The 13,490-nt window shown below is 60.0% G+C and carries 10 protein-coding genes and 2 tRNA genes; 8 read left to right on the top strand and 4 right to left on the bottom strand.

The annotated features are described in order from the left end of the window. Positions 1–23 precede the first annotated feature (23 nt). The 3 genes from AEQ67_RS21375 to AEQ67_RS21365 all read left to right on the top strand — a co-directional run bounded on the left by AEQ67_RS21375 (position 24) and on the right by AEQ67_RS21365 (position 4,639). The gene (locus tag AEQ67_RS21375; protein ID WP_059405811.1) at positions 24–1,211 is read left to right on the top strand and encodes an ATP phosphoribosyltransferase regulatory subunit; all 1,188 of its coding nucleotides are present in this window, start codon (positions 24–26) and stop codon (positions 1,209–1,211) included. A 54-nt stretch (positions 1,212–1,265) separates the two neighbouring features. Next, entirely contained in the window at positions 1,266–2,555 is a 1,290-nt protein-coding gene (locus AEQ67_RS21370) for an adenylosuccinate synthase (protein ID WP_059405810.1), read from the top strand. 149 nt (positions 2,556–2,704) lie between these two features. Further along, the gene (locus AEQ67_RS21365) at positions 2,705–4,639 is read left to right on the top strand and encodes a methyl-accepting chemotaxis protein (protein WP_059405809.1); all 1,935 of its coding nucleotides are present in this window, start codon (positions 2,705–2,707) and stop codon (positions 4,637–4,639) included. Positions 4,640–4,758: 119 nt separating this feature from the next. On the opposite strand, the gene AEQ67_RS21360 is transcribed toward AEQ67_RS21365, so the two are convergent. The 4 genes from AEQ67_RS21360 to AEQ67_RS21345 all read right to left on the bottom strand — a co-directional run bounded on the left by AEQ67_RS21360 (position 4,759) and on the right by AEQ67_RS21345 (position 7,944). After that, entirely contained in the window at positions 4,759–6,324 is a 1,566-nt protein-coding gene (locus AEQ67_RS21360; RefSeq protein WP_059405808.1) for an ABC transporter permease, read from the bottom strand. Beyond that, positions 6,324–7,334: an extracellular solute-binding protein gene (locus AEQ67_RS21355; RefSeq protein ID WP_059405807.1), complete on the bottom strand. Its 1,011-nt coding sequence runs from the start codon at positions 7,332–7,334 to the stop codon at positions 6,324–6,326. The genes AEQ67_RS21360 and AEQ67_RS21355 overlap by 1 nt, the downstream gene beginning before the upstream one ends. 270 nt (positions 7,335–7,604) lie before the next feature. Next, a tRNA-Leu gene (locus AEQ67_RS21350) sits at positions 7,605–7,691 on the bottom strand. A 166-nt stretch (positions 7,692–7,857) separates the two neighbouring features. Then, positions 7,858–7,944 (bottom strand) — tRNA-Leu (locus AEQ67_RS21345). Between the two features lie 226 nt (positions 7,945–8,170). On the opposite strand from AEQ67_RS21345, the gene rnr reads away from it, so the two are divergent. The 5 genes from rnr to AEQ67_RS21320 all read left to right on the top strand — a co-directional run bounded on the left by rnr (position 8,171) and on the right by AEQ67_RS21320 (position 13,477). Beyond that, positions 8,171–10,804 (top strand): ribonuclease R, encoded by a 2,634-nt coding sequence (gene rnr / locus AEQ67_RS21340; RefSeq protein ID WP_059405806.1) that lies wholly within the window; start codon positions 8,171–8,173, stop codon positions 10,802–10,804. Next, on the top strand, positions 10,801–11,562 hold the full coding sequence (rlmB, locus tag AEQ67_RS21335) for a 23S rRNA (guanosine(2251)-2'-O)-methyltransferase RlmB (protein ID WP_059405805.1): 762 nt from the start codon (positions 10,801–10,803) through the stop codon (positions 11,560–11,562). Before rnr ends, rlmB begins: the two co-directional genes overlap by 4 nt. A gap of 303 nt (positions 11,563–11,865) precedes the next feature. Next, positions 11,866–12,288, top strand: a complete 423-nt coding sequence (rpsF, locus tag AEQ67_RS21330) for a 30S ribosomal protein S6 (protein WP_003217491.1) — start codon at positions 11,866–11,868, stop codon at positions 12,286–12,288. A gap of 28 nt (positions 12,289–12,316) precedes the next feature. After that, positions 12,317–12,547 carry a 30S ribosomal protein S18 gene (gene rpsR / locus AEQ67_RS21325; RefSeq protein WP_002551829.1) on the top strand — a complete coding sequence of 77 codons (231 nt, stop codon included), beginning with the start codon at positions 12,317–12,319 and terminating at the stop codon, positions 12,545–12,547. A 36-nt stretch (positions 12,548–12,583) separates the two neighbouring features. After that, entirely contained in the window at positions 12,584–13,477 is an 894-nt protein-coding gene (locus tag AEQ67_RS21320) for a hypothetical protein (RefSeq protein ID WP_059405804.1), read from the top strand. Positions 13,478–13,490: the final 13 nt, after the last annotated feature.

Below are 13,490 nucleotides of genomic sequence, written 5' to 3'. Positions count from 1 at the left end.
CCGGATCATAGGGGAATGGCGTAATGGCAACGGTAGACCGCTGGCTGCTGCCAGATGGCATCGAAGAAGTACTGCCACCAGAAGCGGCGCGCATCGAAGTAGCGCGTCGCCAGGTGTTGGATCTGTTCCAGAGCTGGGGTTACGAGTTTGTCGTGACTCCCCATATCGAGTACCTGGAATCCCTGCTGACCGGCGCGGGCCAGGACCTCGATCTGCGTACCTTCAAGGTCATTGACCCGCAATCGGGTCGGCAGATGGGTTTCCGTGCCGACATCACACCGCAAGTGGCGCGCATCGATGCGCACACCCTGCGTCGCGAAGGCCCGAGCCGTCTGTGCTACGCCGGCAGCGTGCTGCACGCTCAGCCACGGGCCTTGTCGTCCTCGCGCAGCCCGATTCAGCTGGGCGCCGAGTTGTACGGCGATGCCAGCCCGAGCAGCGACGTGGAAGTCATCAGCCTGATGCTGGCCATGCTGCAACTGGCCGATGTGCCGGATGTGCACATGGACCTCGGTCATGTCGGCATCTACCGTGGCCTGGCCCGCGCCGCCGGTTTGTCCGGTGAAGTTGAGCAACAGTTGTTCGATGCATTGCAACGCAAGGCGATCGACGAGGTCATTACCTTGACCGAAGGCTTGCCTGCCGATTTGTCGGGCATGCTGCGAGCGTTGGTCGACTTGTGTGGCGGCCGAGAAGTATTGAGCGCTGCCCGTGAGCGTCTGGCGAATGCGCCGGCGCCGGTTCTGGCCGCTCTGGACGACTTGCTGGCGATTGCCGAGCGTCTGTCCACGCGTTTCCCGCAATTACCGCTTTACTTCGACCTGGGCGAGTTGCGCGGCTACCACTACCACACCGGTGTGGTGTTCGCGGTGTTCGTGCCGGGTGTTGGCCAGTCCATTGCTCAGGGCGGTCGTTACGACGACATCGGCGCCGACTTCGGTCGCGCTCGTCCGGCAACCGGCTTCTCTACCGATTTGAAAACCCTGGTGACCCTGGGGCGTGCTGAGATCGAGTTACCGTCTGGCGGTATCTGGATGCCAGACAGTACGGATGCGGCACTCTGGCAGCAGGTTTGCCAGTTGCGCAGTGAGGGTCAGCGTGTCGTTCAGGCGTTGCCTGGGCAACCTTTGGCCGCCGCCCGTGAAGCGGACTGCGACCGGCAATTGATTCAGCAGAACGGGCTTTGGCAAGTATCGCCACTGGCTTCTTGAGTTTTCCTGTCGGCCGCGGCCGGCACCAAGTTTGCGCGAATGAGGACAAGTGTTATGGGTAAGAATGTCGTAGTCCTGGGCACCCAATGGGGTGATGAGGGCAAAGGCAAGATCGTTGATCTGCTGACCGAACATGCTGCCGCCGTAGTGCGCTACCAAGGTGGCCACAACGCGGGTCACACCCTGGTGATCGATGGCGAAAAAACCGTCTTGCACCTGATCCCGTCGGGCGTGCTGCGCGAAGGCGTACAGTGCCTGATCGGCAACGGCGTGGTGGTTGCACCCGACGCTCTGCTGCGGGAAATCATCAAGCTGGAAGAGAAAGGCGTACCGGTGCGTGAGCGCCTGCGTATCAGCCCGTCCTGCCCGCTGATCCTGTCCTTCCACGTAGCGCTGGACCAGGCCCGTGAAAAGGCCCGTGGCGAGCTGAAGATCGGTACGACCGGTCGCGGCATCGGCCCGGCTTACGAAGACAAGGTTGCACGTCGTGGCCTGCGTGTGGGCGACCTGCTCAACATGCCGCGCTTTGAAGACAAGCTGCGTGAACTGGTGGACTACCACAACTTCATGCTGGTGGGTTACTACAAAGAACCTGCCATCGAGTTCGAAAAAACCCTGGCCGAGTGCAAGGAATACGCTGAACTGCTCAAGCCGCTGATGCTGGACGTGACGGCCGAGCTCCACGACCTGCGTCGCGCCGGCAAAGACATCATGTTCGAAGGCGCCCAGGGTTCGTTGCTCGACATCGACCACGGTACCTATCCGTACGTGACCAGCTCCAACACCACCGCAGGTGGCGTGGCGACCGGTTCGGGCGTTGGCCCGATGTTCCTGGATTACATCCTGGGCATCACCAAGGCTTACACCACTCGCGTCGGTTCGGGTCCATTCCCGACTGAGCTGTTTGACGAAGTGGGTGCGCACCTGGCCAAACAAGGTCACGAGTTCGGCGCTACCACCGGCCGTGCCCGTCGTTGCGGCTGGTTCGACGCCGTTATCCTGCGTCGCGCTATCGATGTGAACAGCATCTCGGGCATCTGCCTGACCAAGCTCGACGTGCTCGATGGCCTCGAAACCATCAACATCTGCGTCGGCTACCAAGATGCGCAAGGCAATGCCGTTGCCCCGACTGATGCTGACAGCTACGTGGGCCTGCAGCCTGTGTACGAAGAAGTGCCGGGCTGGACCGAGTCGACGGGGGGTGCCAAAACCATCGAAGAGCTGCCCGCTAACGCCCGTGCTTACATCAAGCGCGTCGAAGAGCTGATCGGTGCGCCGATTGACATTATTTCGACGGGCCCGGACCGCAACGAAACCATCGTTCTGCGTCACCCGTTCGCTTAATAAGTCATTGATGTAAAAGACAAAGGCCCCTTAATCGGGGCCTTTGTCGTTTGTGCCTGCCGGACGGCACGACCTTTGCTGTGATGTTGATTAAAAGCATCGCTTCCAGCGCGCCATCAATTTAATGGCGCCAAGCAGAGGGATTTTAAGTGTCGGCCATTCTCTCACTGTTACAAAGCCGTTTATTGCGGCCGGTGTTCGTTACCCTTGGTATCGCCCTTTTGGTGCAGGTGCTGGTGGCTGTCGCCCTGACCCGGAGCACAGTGACCGCACTGGAAGCCGATCTCGGTGCGCGCTTGGGTGCCGACAGCCAAAAGCTCTCCGGTGAACTCGAGCAGGCGGGGCGTGAAGTCACGTCGAGCCTCGACAGCCTCTCCGCGAGTACGCGTCAGCGCCTCACGGTCGGTTTGTCCTCGCGATTGAAGGACGAACAGGCCCAATTGCGCGCGACACTGGAAAAGGACCTGAAGGATTCCGCCAATGATATGGCGCAGCTCCTGGCTTCGGTCGCACCCCGCGCCATGTGGGACAGCGACGTTCCAACCCTGTCCGAATTCGCCCGCCGTGCCCAGCGCAATCCCAACGTGTTGTTCGTGGTGTACGACGACGCCACAGGGCAGCACCTGACGCGCTACCTGAACCGCGAAAACCCGATCAACAAGGCGCTGCTGGAGAAAGGCCAGGGCGAGCGGGCGCTGGACAAGGTGCTGGACGCGGCGAAGAACGATCCGTCGGTCTACTACCTCGAATCCTCGATCAACCCCAACGGCGTGGAAATCGGCAAGGTCTTGATGGGCGTCTCGACCGCTTCGGTGGAAATCGATCTGGCGGCCCTCGACAAGCGGTTCTCGGCGCTGATCGCCAGCAGGGATCAGTTGGTCGGCGACAGCCTCAAAGGCGCTGCAGCTGATAGTGCTGCGGCAATGGGTGCGCGCCTGCAGTCGGCGCAGTCGACGGCGTCTGACATGAAAGCCAACACCACCAGCACCGTGCAGGAAGCTGCCGCAACCTTGCGCTGGCGCATCGGCATGGGCCTGGCGCTGGTGGGTTGCGGTGTGCTGCTGTTGCTCGCGGTGGTATTGGGTCGTCGAGTGGTCAATCGCTTGAAAATGCTGATTGCCGCCATGGATGACCTGGCCGCCGGCGAAGGTGACCTGACCAAGCGTGTGCAGATCAACAGCAAGGACGAAATCGGCGACATGGCCTCGGCGGTCAATCGCTTTGTGGATAAGTTGCAGCCGATCGTGCGTGAAGCGGGTGATGTGGCCCAGCGTACCGGCGTGGAAATCGGCGCCATGACCCTGCGCAATGCCGGGGCCGATGCGGCGGCCGGCATGCAGCGCGATGAAGTGGCCGAGAGCCTGCGTGCGTTGTCGCAGATGGCTGACGAAGCGCAGTCTGAAAGCCACGCCATGCAGGCGGCATTGCAGCAAGTGGTGGACATCCGTCAGGCCACTGATGAAAACACCCGGACCTCGGCGAAGGTCGGCAGCCTGATCGAAGCATTGGCGGGGCAGGTCGACACCGGGGCGAAAGTCATCGAGCGGCTGGCGCAGCAGAGTGAACAGATTGAAGTGGTGCTGACGGTGATTCACGGGATCGCCGAGCAAACCAACCTGCTGGCGCTTAACGCGGCCATCGAAGCGGCGCGTGCCGGTGAGACCGGCCGTGGGTTCGCGGTGGTAGCGGATGAAGTGCGCGCATTGGCGAGCAAGACGCAGAGCTCCACCGGTGATATCCAGGCGTACATCGTCGCCTTGCAGCAAGGCGCGCGTGAGGCCGTTGCAGCGATTGGGCAGGCCGGGCGTCAGGCCAGCGAAGGTTTGCTGGTGTTGCGTGACAGTGCGCGGTTGCAGCAGTCAGTGCAGGCATCGGTGGAGCAAGTGCATGCGGCGATCGGTCTGGCGACGCAGGCAGCGGCGCATCAGGCGCAAGGTGCGCAAGCGGTGCGGGGTCGGGTTGAGACGATTCATGCGCAGGCTGAGAAGGCTGCTCAGGCGGTGGTGGAAACCACGGCCAGCGGCAAAGTGTTGGATGGGTTGGCGGCGCAGTTGAAGGCGAGCCTGGGGCAGTTCCGGGCGTAATGTGTTGTCAGGGCTGACGCCATCGCGGGCGAGCCCGCTCCCACAGTGTTTTCTGTTGCACACAAATTGTGTATTCGCAGAAGAACAATGTGGGAGCGGGCTTGCCCGCGATGGCGGTCTCAACGGCTCAAATACATCCGCGTCGTCAGCAGATAAACCGGTAACCCTGACACCAGACTCAACAACGCCGCATAAGGCGCCGCCGCCGCAAACTCCACGTTCGCGGTATGCGCCCACACCTCCGTGGCCAGCGTATTAAGCCCGGTCGGACTCAACAGCAATGTCGCCGTCAGCTCCTTCATCGCATCCAGAAACACCAACGCAAACGCCGCACCCAGCGCCGGGAAAATGATCGGCAACGTCACCCGACAAAACGCGCTGAACGACGACGCGCCCAGCGTGCGTGCCGCCTCTTCAAGCTGCGGCGCCGCTTTATTCAGCGCTGTGCGAATCGGCGCTTGAGCCAGTGGCAGAAACAACAGCGCATAAGCGATCAACAGCAATGCCGACGTCTGGTACAGCACCGGCACATAGTGCAGGGCGAAATACACCAGCGTCAGCGCAATCACCAGTCCAGGCAGCGCATGCAGCAGATAGGGCAAGCGCTCGGCCCAGATCGCCAATGGACCTTTAAAGCGCACCACCAGCAACCCCACCGGCACCGCCAGCACCAGGCACAATGCCGCGCCACCCAGTGACAGCGCCAGGGACGAAAGCAAAGCCTCGCTGATCGCCGCCACCGGGAATGCCGCCGACGAACCCACGGCAAGCCAATACACCAGCATGCCCAGCGGAATCCCGCTGCCAACGATCGCCAGTGTCAGGCAGTAAACTTGTCCGGCGACCGCCCATGGCCCCAGTCGAACCTGTTCGGCGTGTCGCGCCGCGCCTTGGCCGGTGCGCACGTGGCGGCCCTTGCCGCGTACTCGCAGCTCCAGCCATAACAACACCAGGCACAGCGCCAGCAGCACCGCCGACAACATCGCCGCATTGGCGTTACTGAATTCCAGTTCGAACTGCTGATAGATCGCCGTGGTGAACGTTTGCAGGCCGATGATCGACAGCGCGCCGAACTCCACTAGCATGTGCAGGGCGATCAACAGCGAGCCGGCGAGCAGAGACGGCCAGAGCAAGGGCAAGGTGATCCTGAAAAACACACCCCAGCGATTCTGCCCCAGTGTGCGGGCGGACTCTTCCAGGGACGGGTCGAGATTGCGCAGGGTCGCCGCCACCGGCAAAAAGATCAGCGGGTACTTGGACAGGGTCATCACCAGGATCGCCCCGCCCAAGCCTTCGAAATGCGCGCTCAGCGACACCCAGGTAAAACTGCTGACAAATGCCGGTACGGCGAACGGCAGGCACAGGATCACGCCCCACAACCGCCGCCCCGGCAGATTGCTGCGCTCCAGCAGCCACGCCAGCGACAGACCGATCACGCCGCAAGCCAGCGTCACGCCGACCATCAGTGCCAGGGTGTTGCGCAGCAGGCCAAACACATAAGGCCGCCACAACAGATGTATCGCCTCGGCCCAGCCGGCCTGCCAGGCCTTGAGTCCGACGTAGGCCAGCGGCAAAAGGCTGAGCACGACCAGCAGCAAAACCGGCAGCAGCAACCAGATCGATGGCCGCTTGCGCCGTGGCACGTACCCCCCACGTGAGGCGGGGGCGGATAACGATGTGCTCATCAGTTCAAGCCAACGTCACGTTCCAGGTCCAGGGCTTCTTCGGCGTTGCCGAGGTCGGCAGGCGTGACCTTCGGTGCTTGCAGTTCGCTGAACGGCTTGAGCCCGCGATCCGATTCCATACCTTTATGCAGCGGGTATTCGGCGGTGGTCTGGGTGATCCCGCGCTGACCTTCTTCGCTGGCCGGGTAGGGGAGAAATTGCTGGGCTTCTTTGGGGTGCTTGCGGGATTTCGGCCCCGCCGCGCTAGACACGGTTATCAGCCCGCCGACGTCGCCGCCGGTGAAGTAATGCAGTTTCGAATCGAGCTGGCCTTTTTCGCGTTGCAGGGCGAACCAGTAATAATTGTTCACCAGCACGGTGGCGACTTCGCCGTTTTCCACGGCCTTCAGTGCGACCATGTTGTTGCTGTAAGTCTTGCCGAACGCGCGCAGGCCGGTCAGCCATTCTTCGGCTGCGTCCATGCCGTGCACCTTGATGATCGCTACGGCCTGTTCCTGGAATGCACCGCTGGTAGGCACGAAGCCGACCTTGCTTTGCCATTTGGGATCGGAGAATTCCATCACCGATGTGGGCAGGTCTTTTTCATCGATCAGTTTCGGGTTGAAAGCGACCACGCGGACCCGGGCGGTGATGCCGATCCAGGTGCCATTGCCGGCGACATAGTCTTTGGGCAGGACGGCGAGGGTGGCGTCGTCGGTTTTCGCCAGCAAACCCTGCTCGCCGAGTTTGTTCAGGGGTGGCGATTCTTCGGTGTAGATCACATCGGCGGGGGAGCGATCGCCTTCTTCGACGACCTGGCTGGCGAGCTGGTTGCTGCTGCCCTTGCGCACATTGACGTGAATGCCGGTCTTGGCTTCGAAGGCTTTGGCGATGGCATCGCCGACTTCTTTGTGTTGGCCGTTATAGAGGGTCAGGGAAACCGGGTCGGCGGCTTGGGTGAGGGGAGTGGCGAGAGCCAGGCCGAGGAGGGTAAAGGTCAGGCCTCGGCGCAGGGTATTTCGAAACATCATTCGCAGGGTTCCTCACTGTCGCATTGCAAAAACTTGCAACAATGATAAACGATATTGTTTCTCAAGTGCGCCTTGCGCACCTGTAGGAGCGAGCTTGCTCGCAATGGGCGTGAACGATTACGCGTGTTATCTGGAGGATTGCGTCGCCTGTAAATTCTTCGCGAGCAAGCTCGCTCCTACAGGGGGTGTATTGTTTTTTGGATGCCAGAAACGCAAAAACCCGCTTTCGCGGGTTCTTGTGAAATTCCAGATCGACTCTGAAATTTGAATTGGTGCCCAGAAGAAGACTCGAACTTCCACGACCTTGCGGTCACCAGCACCTGAAGCTGGCGTGTCTACCAATTTCACCATCTGGGCATAATCTTCAGCGTTGCCGCTGTTGATGTGGCGCACTATACGGAGAGCTCTTTGATCTGTAAACCCCTGATTTAGTTTTAATAAATCAGAAGCTTAGAATGCAAAAAACCCGCTTTCGCGGGTTTTTGTGCGAGCCTTGAAATTGATCTAATCTCAAGCTCGAAATTGGTGCCCAGAAGAAGACTCGAACTTCCACGACCTTGCGGTCACCAGCACCTGAAGCTGGCGTGTCTACCAATTTCACCATCTGGGCAGTATCGGCAGCGCTAGTGCGTCGTCGATGGCGCGCACTATACGGAGCGTGTTTTTAACTGTAAACCCCTGGCATTAAAAAAACCTGAAAAATATTACAAATGGCATTCAAGTAAGCTTTGCGGTGTCGATAAAGGGCTTTAGACAGGCTGTCATAGCCTGAAATTTCCCGTTTCATTACGCCTATGCCAAACTAACCCGCATATAGACAAGGTGAAAACTCTCTAATGGCCGATTGGCAGTCCCTCGATCCCGAGGCCGCTCGTGAAGCGGAAAAATATGAAAACCCTATTCCTAGCCGCGAACTGATCCTTCAGCACCTTGCTGATCGGGGTTCGCCTGCTAACCGCGAGCAGCTGGTCGAAGAGTTTGGTCTGACCACAGAAGACCAGATCGAAGCCCTGCGCCGCCGCCTGCGCGCCATGGAGCGCGACGCTCAACTCATCTACACCCGTCGCGGCACCTATGCGCCGGTGGACAAGCTCGACCTGATCCTGGGCCGTATCAGCGGTCACCGTGACGGCTTCGGCTTCCTGGTCCCGGACGACGGCAGTGACGATCTGTTCATGAGCCCGGCGCAAATGCGCCTGGTGTTCGATGGCGACCGTGCCCTGGCCCGTGTTTCCGGCCTCGACCGTCGCGGTCGCCGCGAAGGCATGATCGTCGAAGTGGTGTCCCGTGCCCACGAGACCATCGTCGGCCGCTACTTCGAAGAAGGCGGTATCGGCTTCGTCGTTGCGGATAATCCGAAGATCCAGCAAGAAGTGCTGGTGACGCCGGGTCGCAACGCCAACGCGCAGATCGGTCAATTCGTCGAAGTGAAGATCACTCACTGGCCGACGCCACGCTTCCAGCCGCAAGGCGACGTGGTTGAAGTCGTGGGTAACTACATGGCGCCGGGCATGGAAATCGATGTCGCCCTGCGCACCTACGACATTCCTCACGTCTGGCCTGAAGCGGTCTTGAAAGAAGCCGCCAAGCTCAAGCCGGAAGTCGAAGAGAAAGACAAAGAGAAACGCATCGACCTGCGTCACTTGCCGTTCGTGACCATCGACGGTGAAGACGCTCGCGACTTCGATGACGCGGTCTACTGCGAAGCCAAGCCGGGCAAACTGCGCCTGTTCTCCGGCGGCTGGAAGTTGTACGTGGCCATTGCCGACGTCTCCAGCTACGTGAAGATCGGTTCGGCCCTGGACAACGAATCCCAGGTCCGCGGCAACTCGGTGTACTTCCCCGAGCGCGTCGTGCCGATGCTGCCTGAGCAACTGTCCAACGGCCTGTGCTCGCTGAACCCGCACGTCGATCGCCTGGCCATGGTTTGCGAGATGACCATCTCCAAATCCGGCGAGATGACCGACTACTGCTTCTACGAAGCGGTGATTCACTCCCACGCCCGCCTGACCTACAACAAAGTCAGCGCGATGCTGGAAACGCCGAAACTCACCGAGGCGCGTCAGCTTCGTGGTGAGTACAACGACGTTCTGCCGCACCTCAAGCAGCTCTATGCGCTGTACAAGGTTCTGCTGGCGGCCCGTCATGTGCGTGGCGCGATCGATTTCGAAACGCAGGAAACCCGGATCATCTTCGGCACCGAGCGCAAGATTGCCGAAATCCGTCCGACCGTTCGTAACGATGCGCACAAGCTGATCGAGGAATGCATGCTGGCGGCCAACGTGGCCACCGCCGAATTCCTGAAAAAGCACGAAATCCCTGCGCTGTATCGCGTCCACGATGGCCCGCCGCCGGAGCGTCTGGAAAAACTGCGCGCCTTCCTCGGTGAGCTCGGCCTGTCCCTGCACAAAGGCAAGGACGGCCCGTCGCCGAAGGATTACCAGGCATTGCTGGCGAGCATCAAGGACCGTCCGGATTTCCACCTGATCCAGACCGTCATGCTGCGTTCGTTGAGCCAAGCGGTTTATAGCGCCGATAACCAGGGCCACTTCGGCCTGAATTACGAAGCCTATACCCACTTCACCTCGCCGATCCGCCGCTACCCGGACTTGCTCACGCACCGGGCGATCCGCAGCGTCATCCATTCCAAGCAAGACACGCCGCACGTTCGTCGTGCCGGCGCGATGACCATTCCGAAAGCGCGCATCTACCCGTACGACGAAGCGGCTCTGGAGCAACTCGGCGAACAGTGCTCGATGAGCGAGCGCCGTGCCGACGAAGCGACCCGCGACGTCGTGAACTGGCTCAAGTGCGAGTTCATGAAAGACCGCGTGGGCGAGTCGTTCCCGGGTGTGATCACTGCCGTGACCGGTTTTGGCCTGTTCGTCGAGCTGACTGATATCTACGTCGAAGGCCTGGTGCACGTCACCGCGCTGCCGGGCGATTACTACCACTTCGACCCTGTGCATCACCGCCTGGCCGGTGAGCGTACCGGTCGCAGTTTCCGTCTTGGCGATACCGTTGAAGTGCGCGTGATGCGCGTTGACCTCGACGAGCGCAAGATCGACTTCGAGATGGCCGAAAAAACCATCAGCGCGCCGATCGGTCGTAAGAAACGCGGGACTGAAACCGCTGCACCTGCTGCTGCAAAAACAGCCGCAGAGCCGGCACCGGCGAAAACCGGTCGTCGTCCTGCCAAGGAAAAAGCTGTCGAAGCCTATCGCCCGAGCGATGCGGCGGCGAAAAATGCCGAGCTGCGCAAAAGCCGTGAATTGAAGCAGGCGTTGTTGTCTGAAGCGAAAAGCGGCGGTAAAGCGGCGTCTGGGGGAAAGACCGGACGGTCGGCGCCTGACAAGGCTCCCGGCGGCAAGCCAGCAAAACCGAGCAAACACCGTAAAGGCCCGCCAAAAGCGGGTTCTGCTCCAGCCGCCAAAAGCGGCGGGGTGCGTAAACCTAAGGCCAAGTCATGAGTAATCTGGAAAAAATCTACGGCGTACACGCGGTAGAGGCGTTGCTGCGTCATCACCCTAAGCGCGTCAAGCAGATCTGGCTGGCCGAAGGCCGCAGCGATCCTCGCGTGCAAACGCTGATCGCGCTGGCGAACGAAAATCGCGTCGCCGTCGGCAACGCCGAGCGTCGTGAACTGGATGCGTGGGTTGAAGGCGTGCACCAAGGCGTGGTCGCGGACGTGAGTCCGAGCCAGGTCTGGGGCGAGGCGATGCTCGATGAGCTGCTCGATCGCACCGAAGGCGCACCGCTGCTGCTGGTGCTCGACGGCGTGACCGATCCGCACAACCTCGGTGCTTGCCTGCGTTCGGCCGATGCGGCCGGTGCGTTGGCGGTGATCGTGCCGAAGGACAAGTCAGCCACCCTGACCCCGACGGTACGAAAAGTGGCCTGTGGCGCGGCGGAAGTGATTCCCTTGGTGGCCGTGACCAACCTGGCGCGCACCTTGGAAAAGCTCAAGCAGCGTGGCTTGTGGGTCGTCGGTACGGCGGGCGAGGCTGAGCAGAGTCTGTATCAGCAAGACATGACCGGGCCTACCATCCTGATCATGGGCGCCGAAGGCAGCGGCATGCGCCGCCTGACTCGCGACCTTTGCGACTATCTGGTGCACCTGCCGATGACCGGCAGCGTCAGCAGTCTCAATGTTTCCGTGGCAACTGGCGTGTGCCTGTTCGAGGCCCAGCGCCAACGCAGCGTCAAAGCCGCCACCAAAAAAACCTGATAGAACACCTCCCTGTAGGAGCTGGCTTGCCAGCGAAGGCGGTTTAACATTCAGTATCAATGTTGAATGTTATGCCCTCTTCGCGAGCAAGCCCGCTCCCACAGTGTTTTGTGTGTGGATGAGGATTGGTGGTTGTTCAAATAATCACCAATTGCCTTGCACCTCTCCTGTCCCTTCTCTACAATTGCGCCCCTTGCTGTGACGGCAGGCACGCATGTGTCTATCGCAAGCAAGTCCATAAGTGTCATTCACTCCTTGTCTGACCGCTTTTGAGCGGCAGGCTACAACCCGTAAGGAGCATTCATGCGTCATTACGAAATCATCTTTTTGGTCCACCCGGATCAAAGCGAGCAAGTCGGCGGCATGGTTGAGCGTTACACCAAGCTGATCGAAGAAGACGGCGGCAAAATCCACCGTCTGGAAGATTGGGGCCGTCGTCAACTGGCCTACGCAATCAACAATGTTCACAAGGCTCACTACGTGATGCTGAACGTTGAATGCACTGGCAAGGCCCTGGCCGAGCTGGAAGACAACTTCCGCTACAACGATGCAGTGATCCGTAACCTGGTCATCCGTCGCGAAGAAGCCGTTACCGGCCAATCCGAGATGCTCAAGGCTGAAGAAAACCGCAGTGAGCGCCGTGAGCGTCGCGACCGTCCTGAGCACGAAGGCGCTGAAAGCGCTGATAGTGATGACAGCGACAACAGCGATAACGCTGACGAGTAATCCACGGACCTTTTGAGGAGCCTATTACATGGCACGTTTCTTCCGTCGTCGTAAATTCTGCCGCTTCACCGCTGAAGACGTGAAAGAGATCGATTACAAAGATCTCAACACTCTGAAAGCCTATGTATCCGAGACCGGCAAAATCGTTCCAAGCCGTATCACCGGTACTAAAGCACGTTATCAGCGTCAGCTGGCCACCGCTATCAAGCGCGCCCGCTTCCTGGCCCTGCTGGCCTACACCGACAGCCACGGCCGCTGAGACCGGGCAGTCGACACGTAGCAAAGGATTGAAAGCATGCGTGCCTTAGCTGAGTTCATCATGCGCGGCCGTATGCAGGCCACTCTGGTAGTGGCTGGATGCGCAGCATTGCCGTTGTTGTATTGGTTGGGTGCTGCCGCTGGATGCTTCGTGCTCCTGCGGCGCGGATTGAAGGACGCCTCGAGCGTTCTTGCTCTGGGACTGCTGCCGGCATTGATCTGGTGGCTTTACGCCGATGACCCACGCTCACTTCTGGTGTTGCTGGGGTCTTGGAGCCTTGCGTTGGTTTTGCGCGCAAGTGAGTCCTGGAACCGCGTGCTGCTGGTCAGCATAGCGATGGGAGTGGTGTTTTCAGTGGTGCTGGGGATGGCTTTTGGTCCCCAAATCGAGATGCTGGCGCAGGCGTTGATAAAAGTCATGCCGTCGCTACTCGGTGATGTCTACGAGAAGTTGTCGGCAGACGAGCAAGCGCATTTTGCGTCCCTGATTGCACCGGTCCTGACCGGCCTGATTGCGGCCTTGTTGCAAATCGTCAGTGTGCTGAGCCTGATTGTCGGGCGCTACTGGCAGGCGTTGTTGTACAACCCGGGTGGTTTTGGTCGCGAGTTTCGCGCCATCCGATTCCCGCTGGGGCCGGCGATGTTGCTGCTGGCGTTCATGCTTCTGGGGCCGAATATCGGTCCACAGATGGCCATGTTGACGCCGTTGTGCAGTGTACCGCTGGTATTCGCCGGGCTGGCCCTGATTCATGGGCTGGTGGCGCAAAAGCGACTGGCCAGGTTCTGGCTGGTGGGGTTGTACGTCACGCTGTTGCTGTTTATGCAGCTGATCTATCCGTTGCTGGTGGTCTTGGCCATCGTCGACAGCCTGATTGATTTTCGCGGTCGTTCGGCACCGAAAGATGCCGATAGCGCGAACGGTGAAGGTTAAAAGTTAAGAGGAT

It is taken from the genome of Pseudomonas sp. RIT-PI-q (genome assembly GCF_001297125.1).
Lineage (GTDB): Bacteria > Pseudomonadota > Gammaproteobacteria > Pseudomonadales > Pseudomonadaceae > Aquipseudomonas.
The sequence above is the reverse complement of the archived record's forward strand: the minus strand, read 5'-3'. Positions and strand labels throughout refer to the sequence as shown.

Coding starts and splice junctions, on each gene's coding strand:
- AEQ67_RS21375 (WP_059405811.1), top strand. CDS start 24: ATGGCAACGGTAGACCGCTGGCTGCTGCCAGATGGCATCGAAGAAGTA.
- AEQ67_RS21370 (WP_059405810.1), top strand. CDS start 1,266: ATGGGTAAGAATGTCGTAGTCCTGGGCACCCAATGGGGTGATGAGGGC.
- AEQ67_RS21360 (WP_059405808.1), bottom strand. CDS start 6,324: ATGAGCACATCGTTATCCGCCCCCGCCTCACGTGGGGGGTACGTGCCA.
- AEQ67_RS21355 (WP_059405807.1), bottom strand. CDS start 7,334: ATGATGTTTCGAAATACCCTGCGCCGAGGCCTGACCTTTACCCTCCTC.
- rnr (WP_059405806.1), top strand. CDS start 8,171: ATGGCCGATTGGCAGTCCCTCGATCCCGAGGCCGCTCGTGAAGCGGAA.
- rlmB (WP_059405805.1), top strand. CDS start 10,801: ATGAGTAATCTGGAAAAAATCTACGGCGTACACGCGGTAGAGGCGTTG.
- rpsF (WP_003217491.1), top strand. CDS start 11,866: ATGCGTCATTACGAAATCATCTTTTTGGTCCACCCGGATCAAAGCGAG.
- rpsR (WP_002551829.1), top strand. CDS start 12,317: ATGGCACGTTTCTTCCGTCGTCGTAAATTCTGCCGCTTCACCGCTGAA.
- AEQ67_RS21320 (WP_059405804.1), top strand. CDS start 12,584: ATGCGTGCCTTAGCTGAGTTCATCATGCGCGGCCGTATGCAGGCCACT.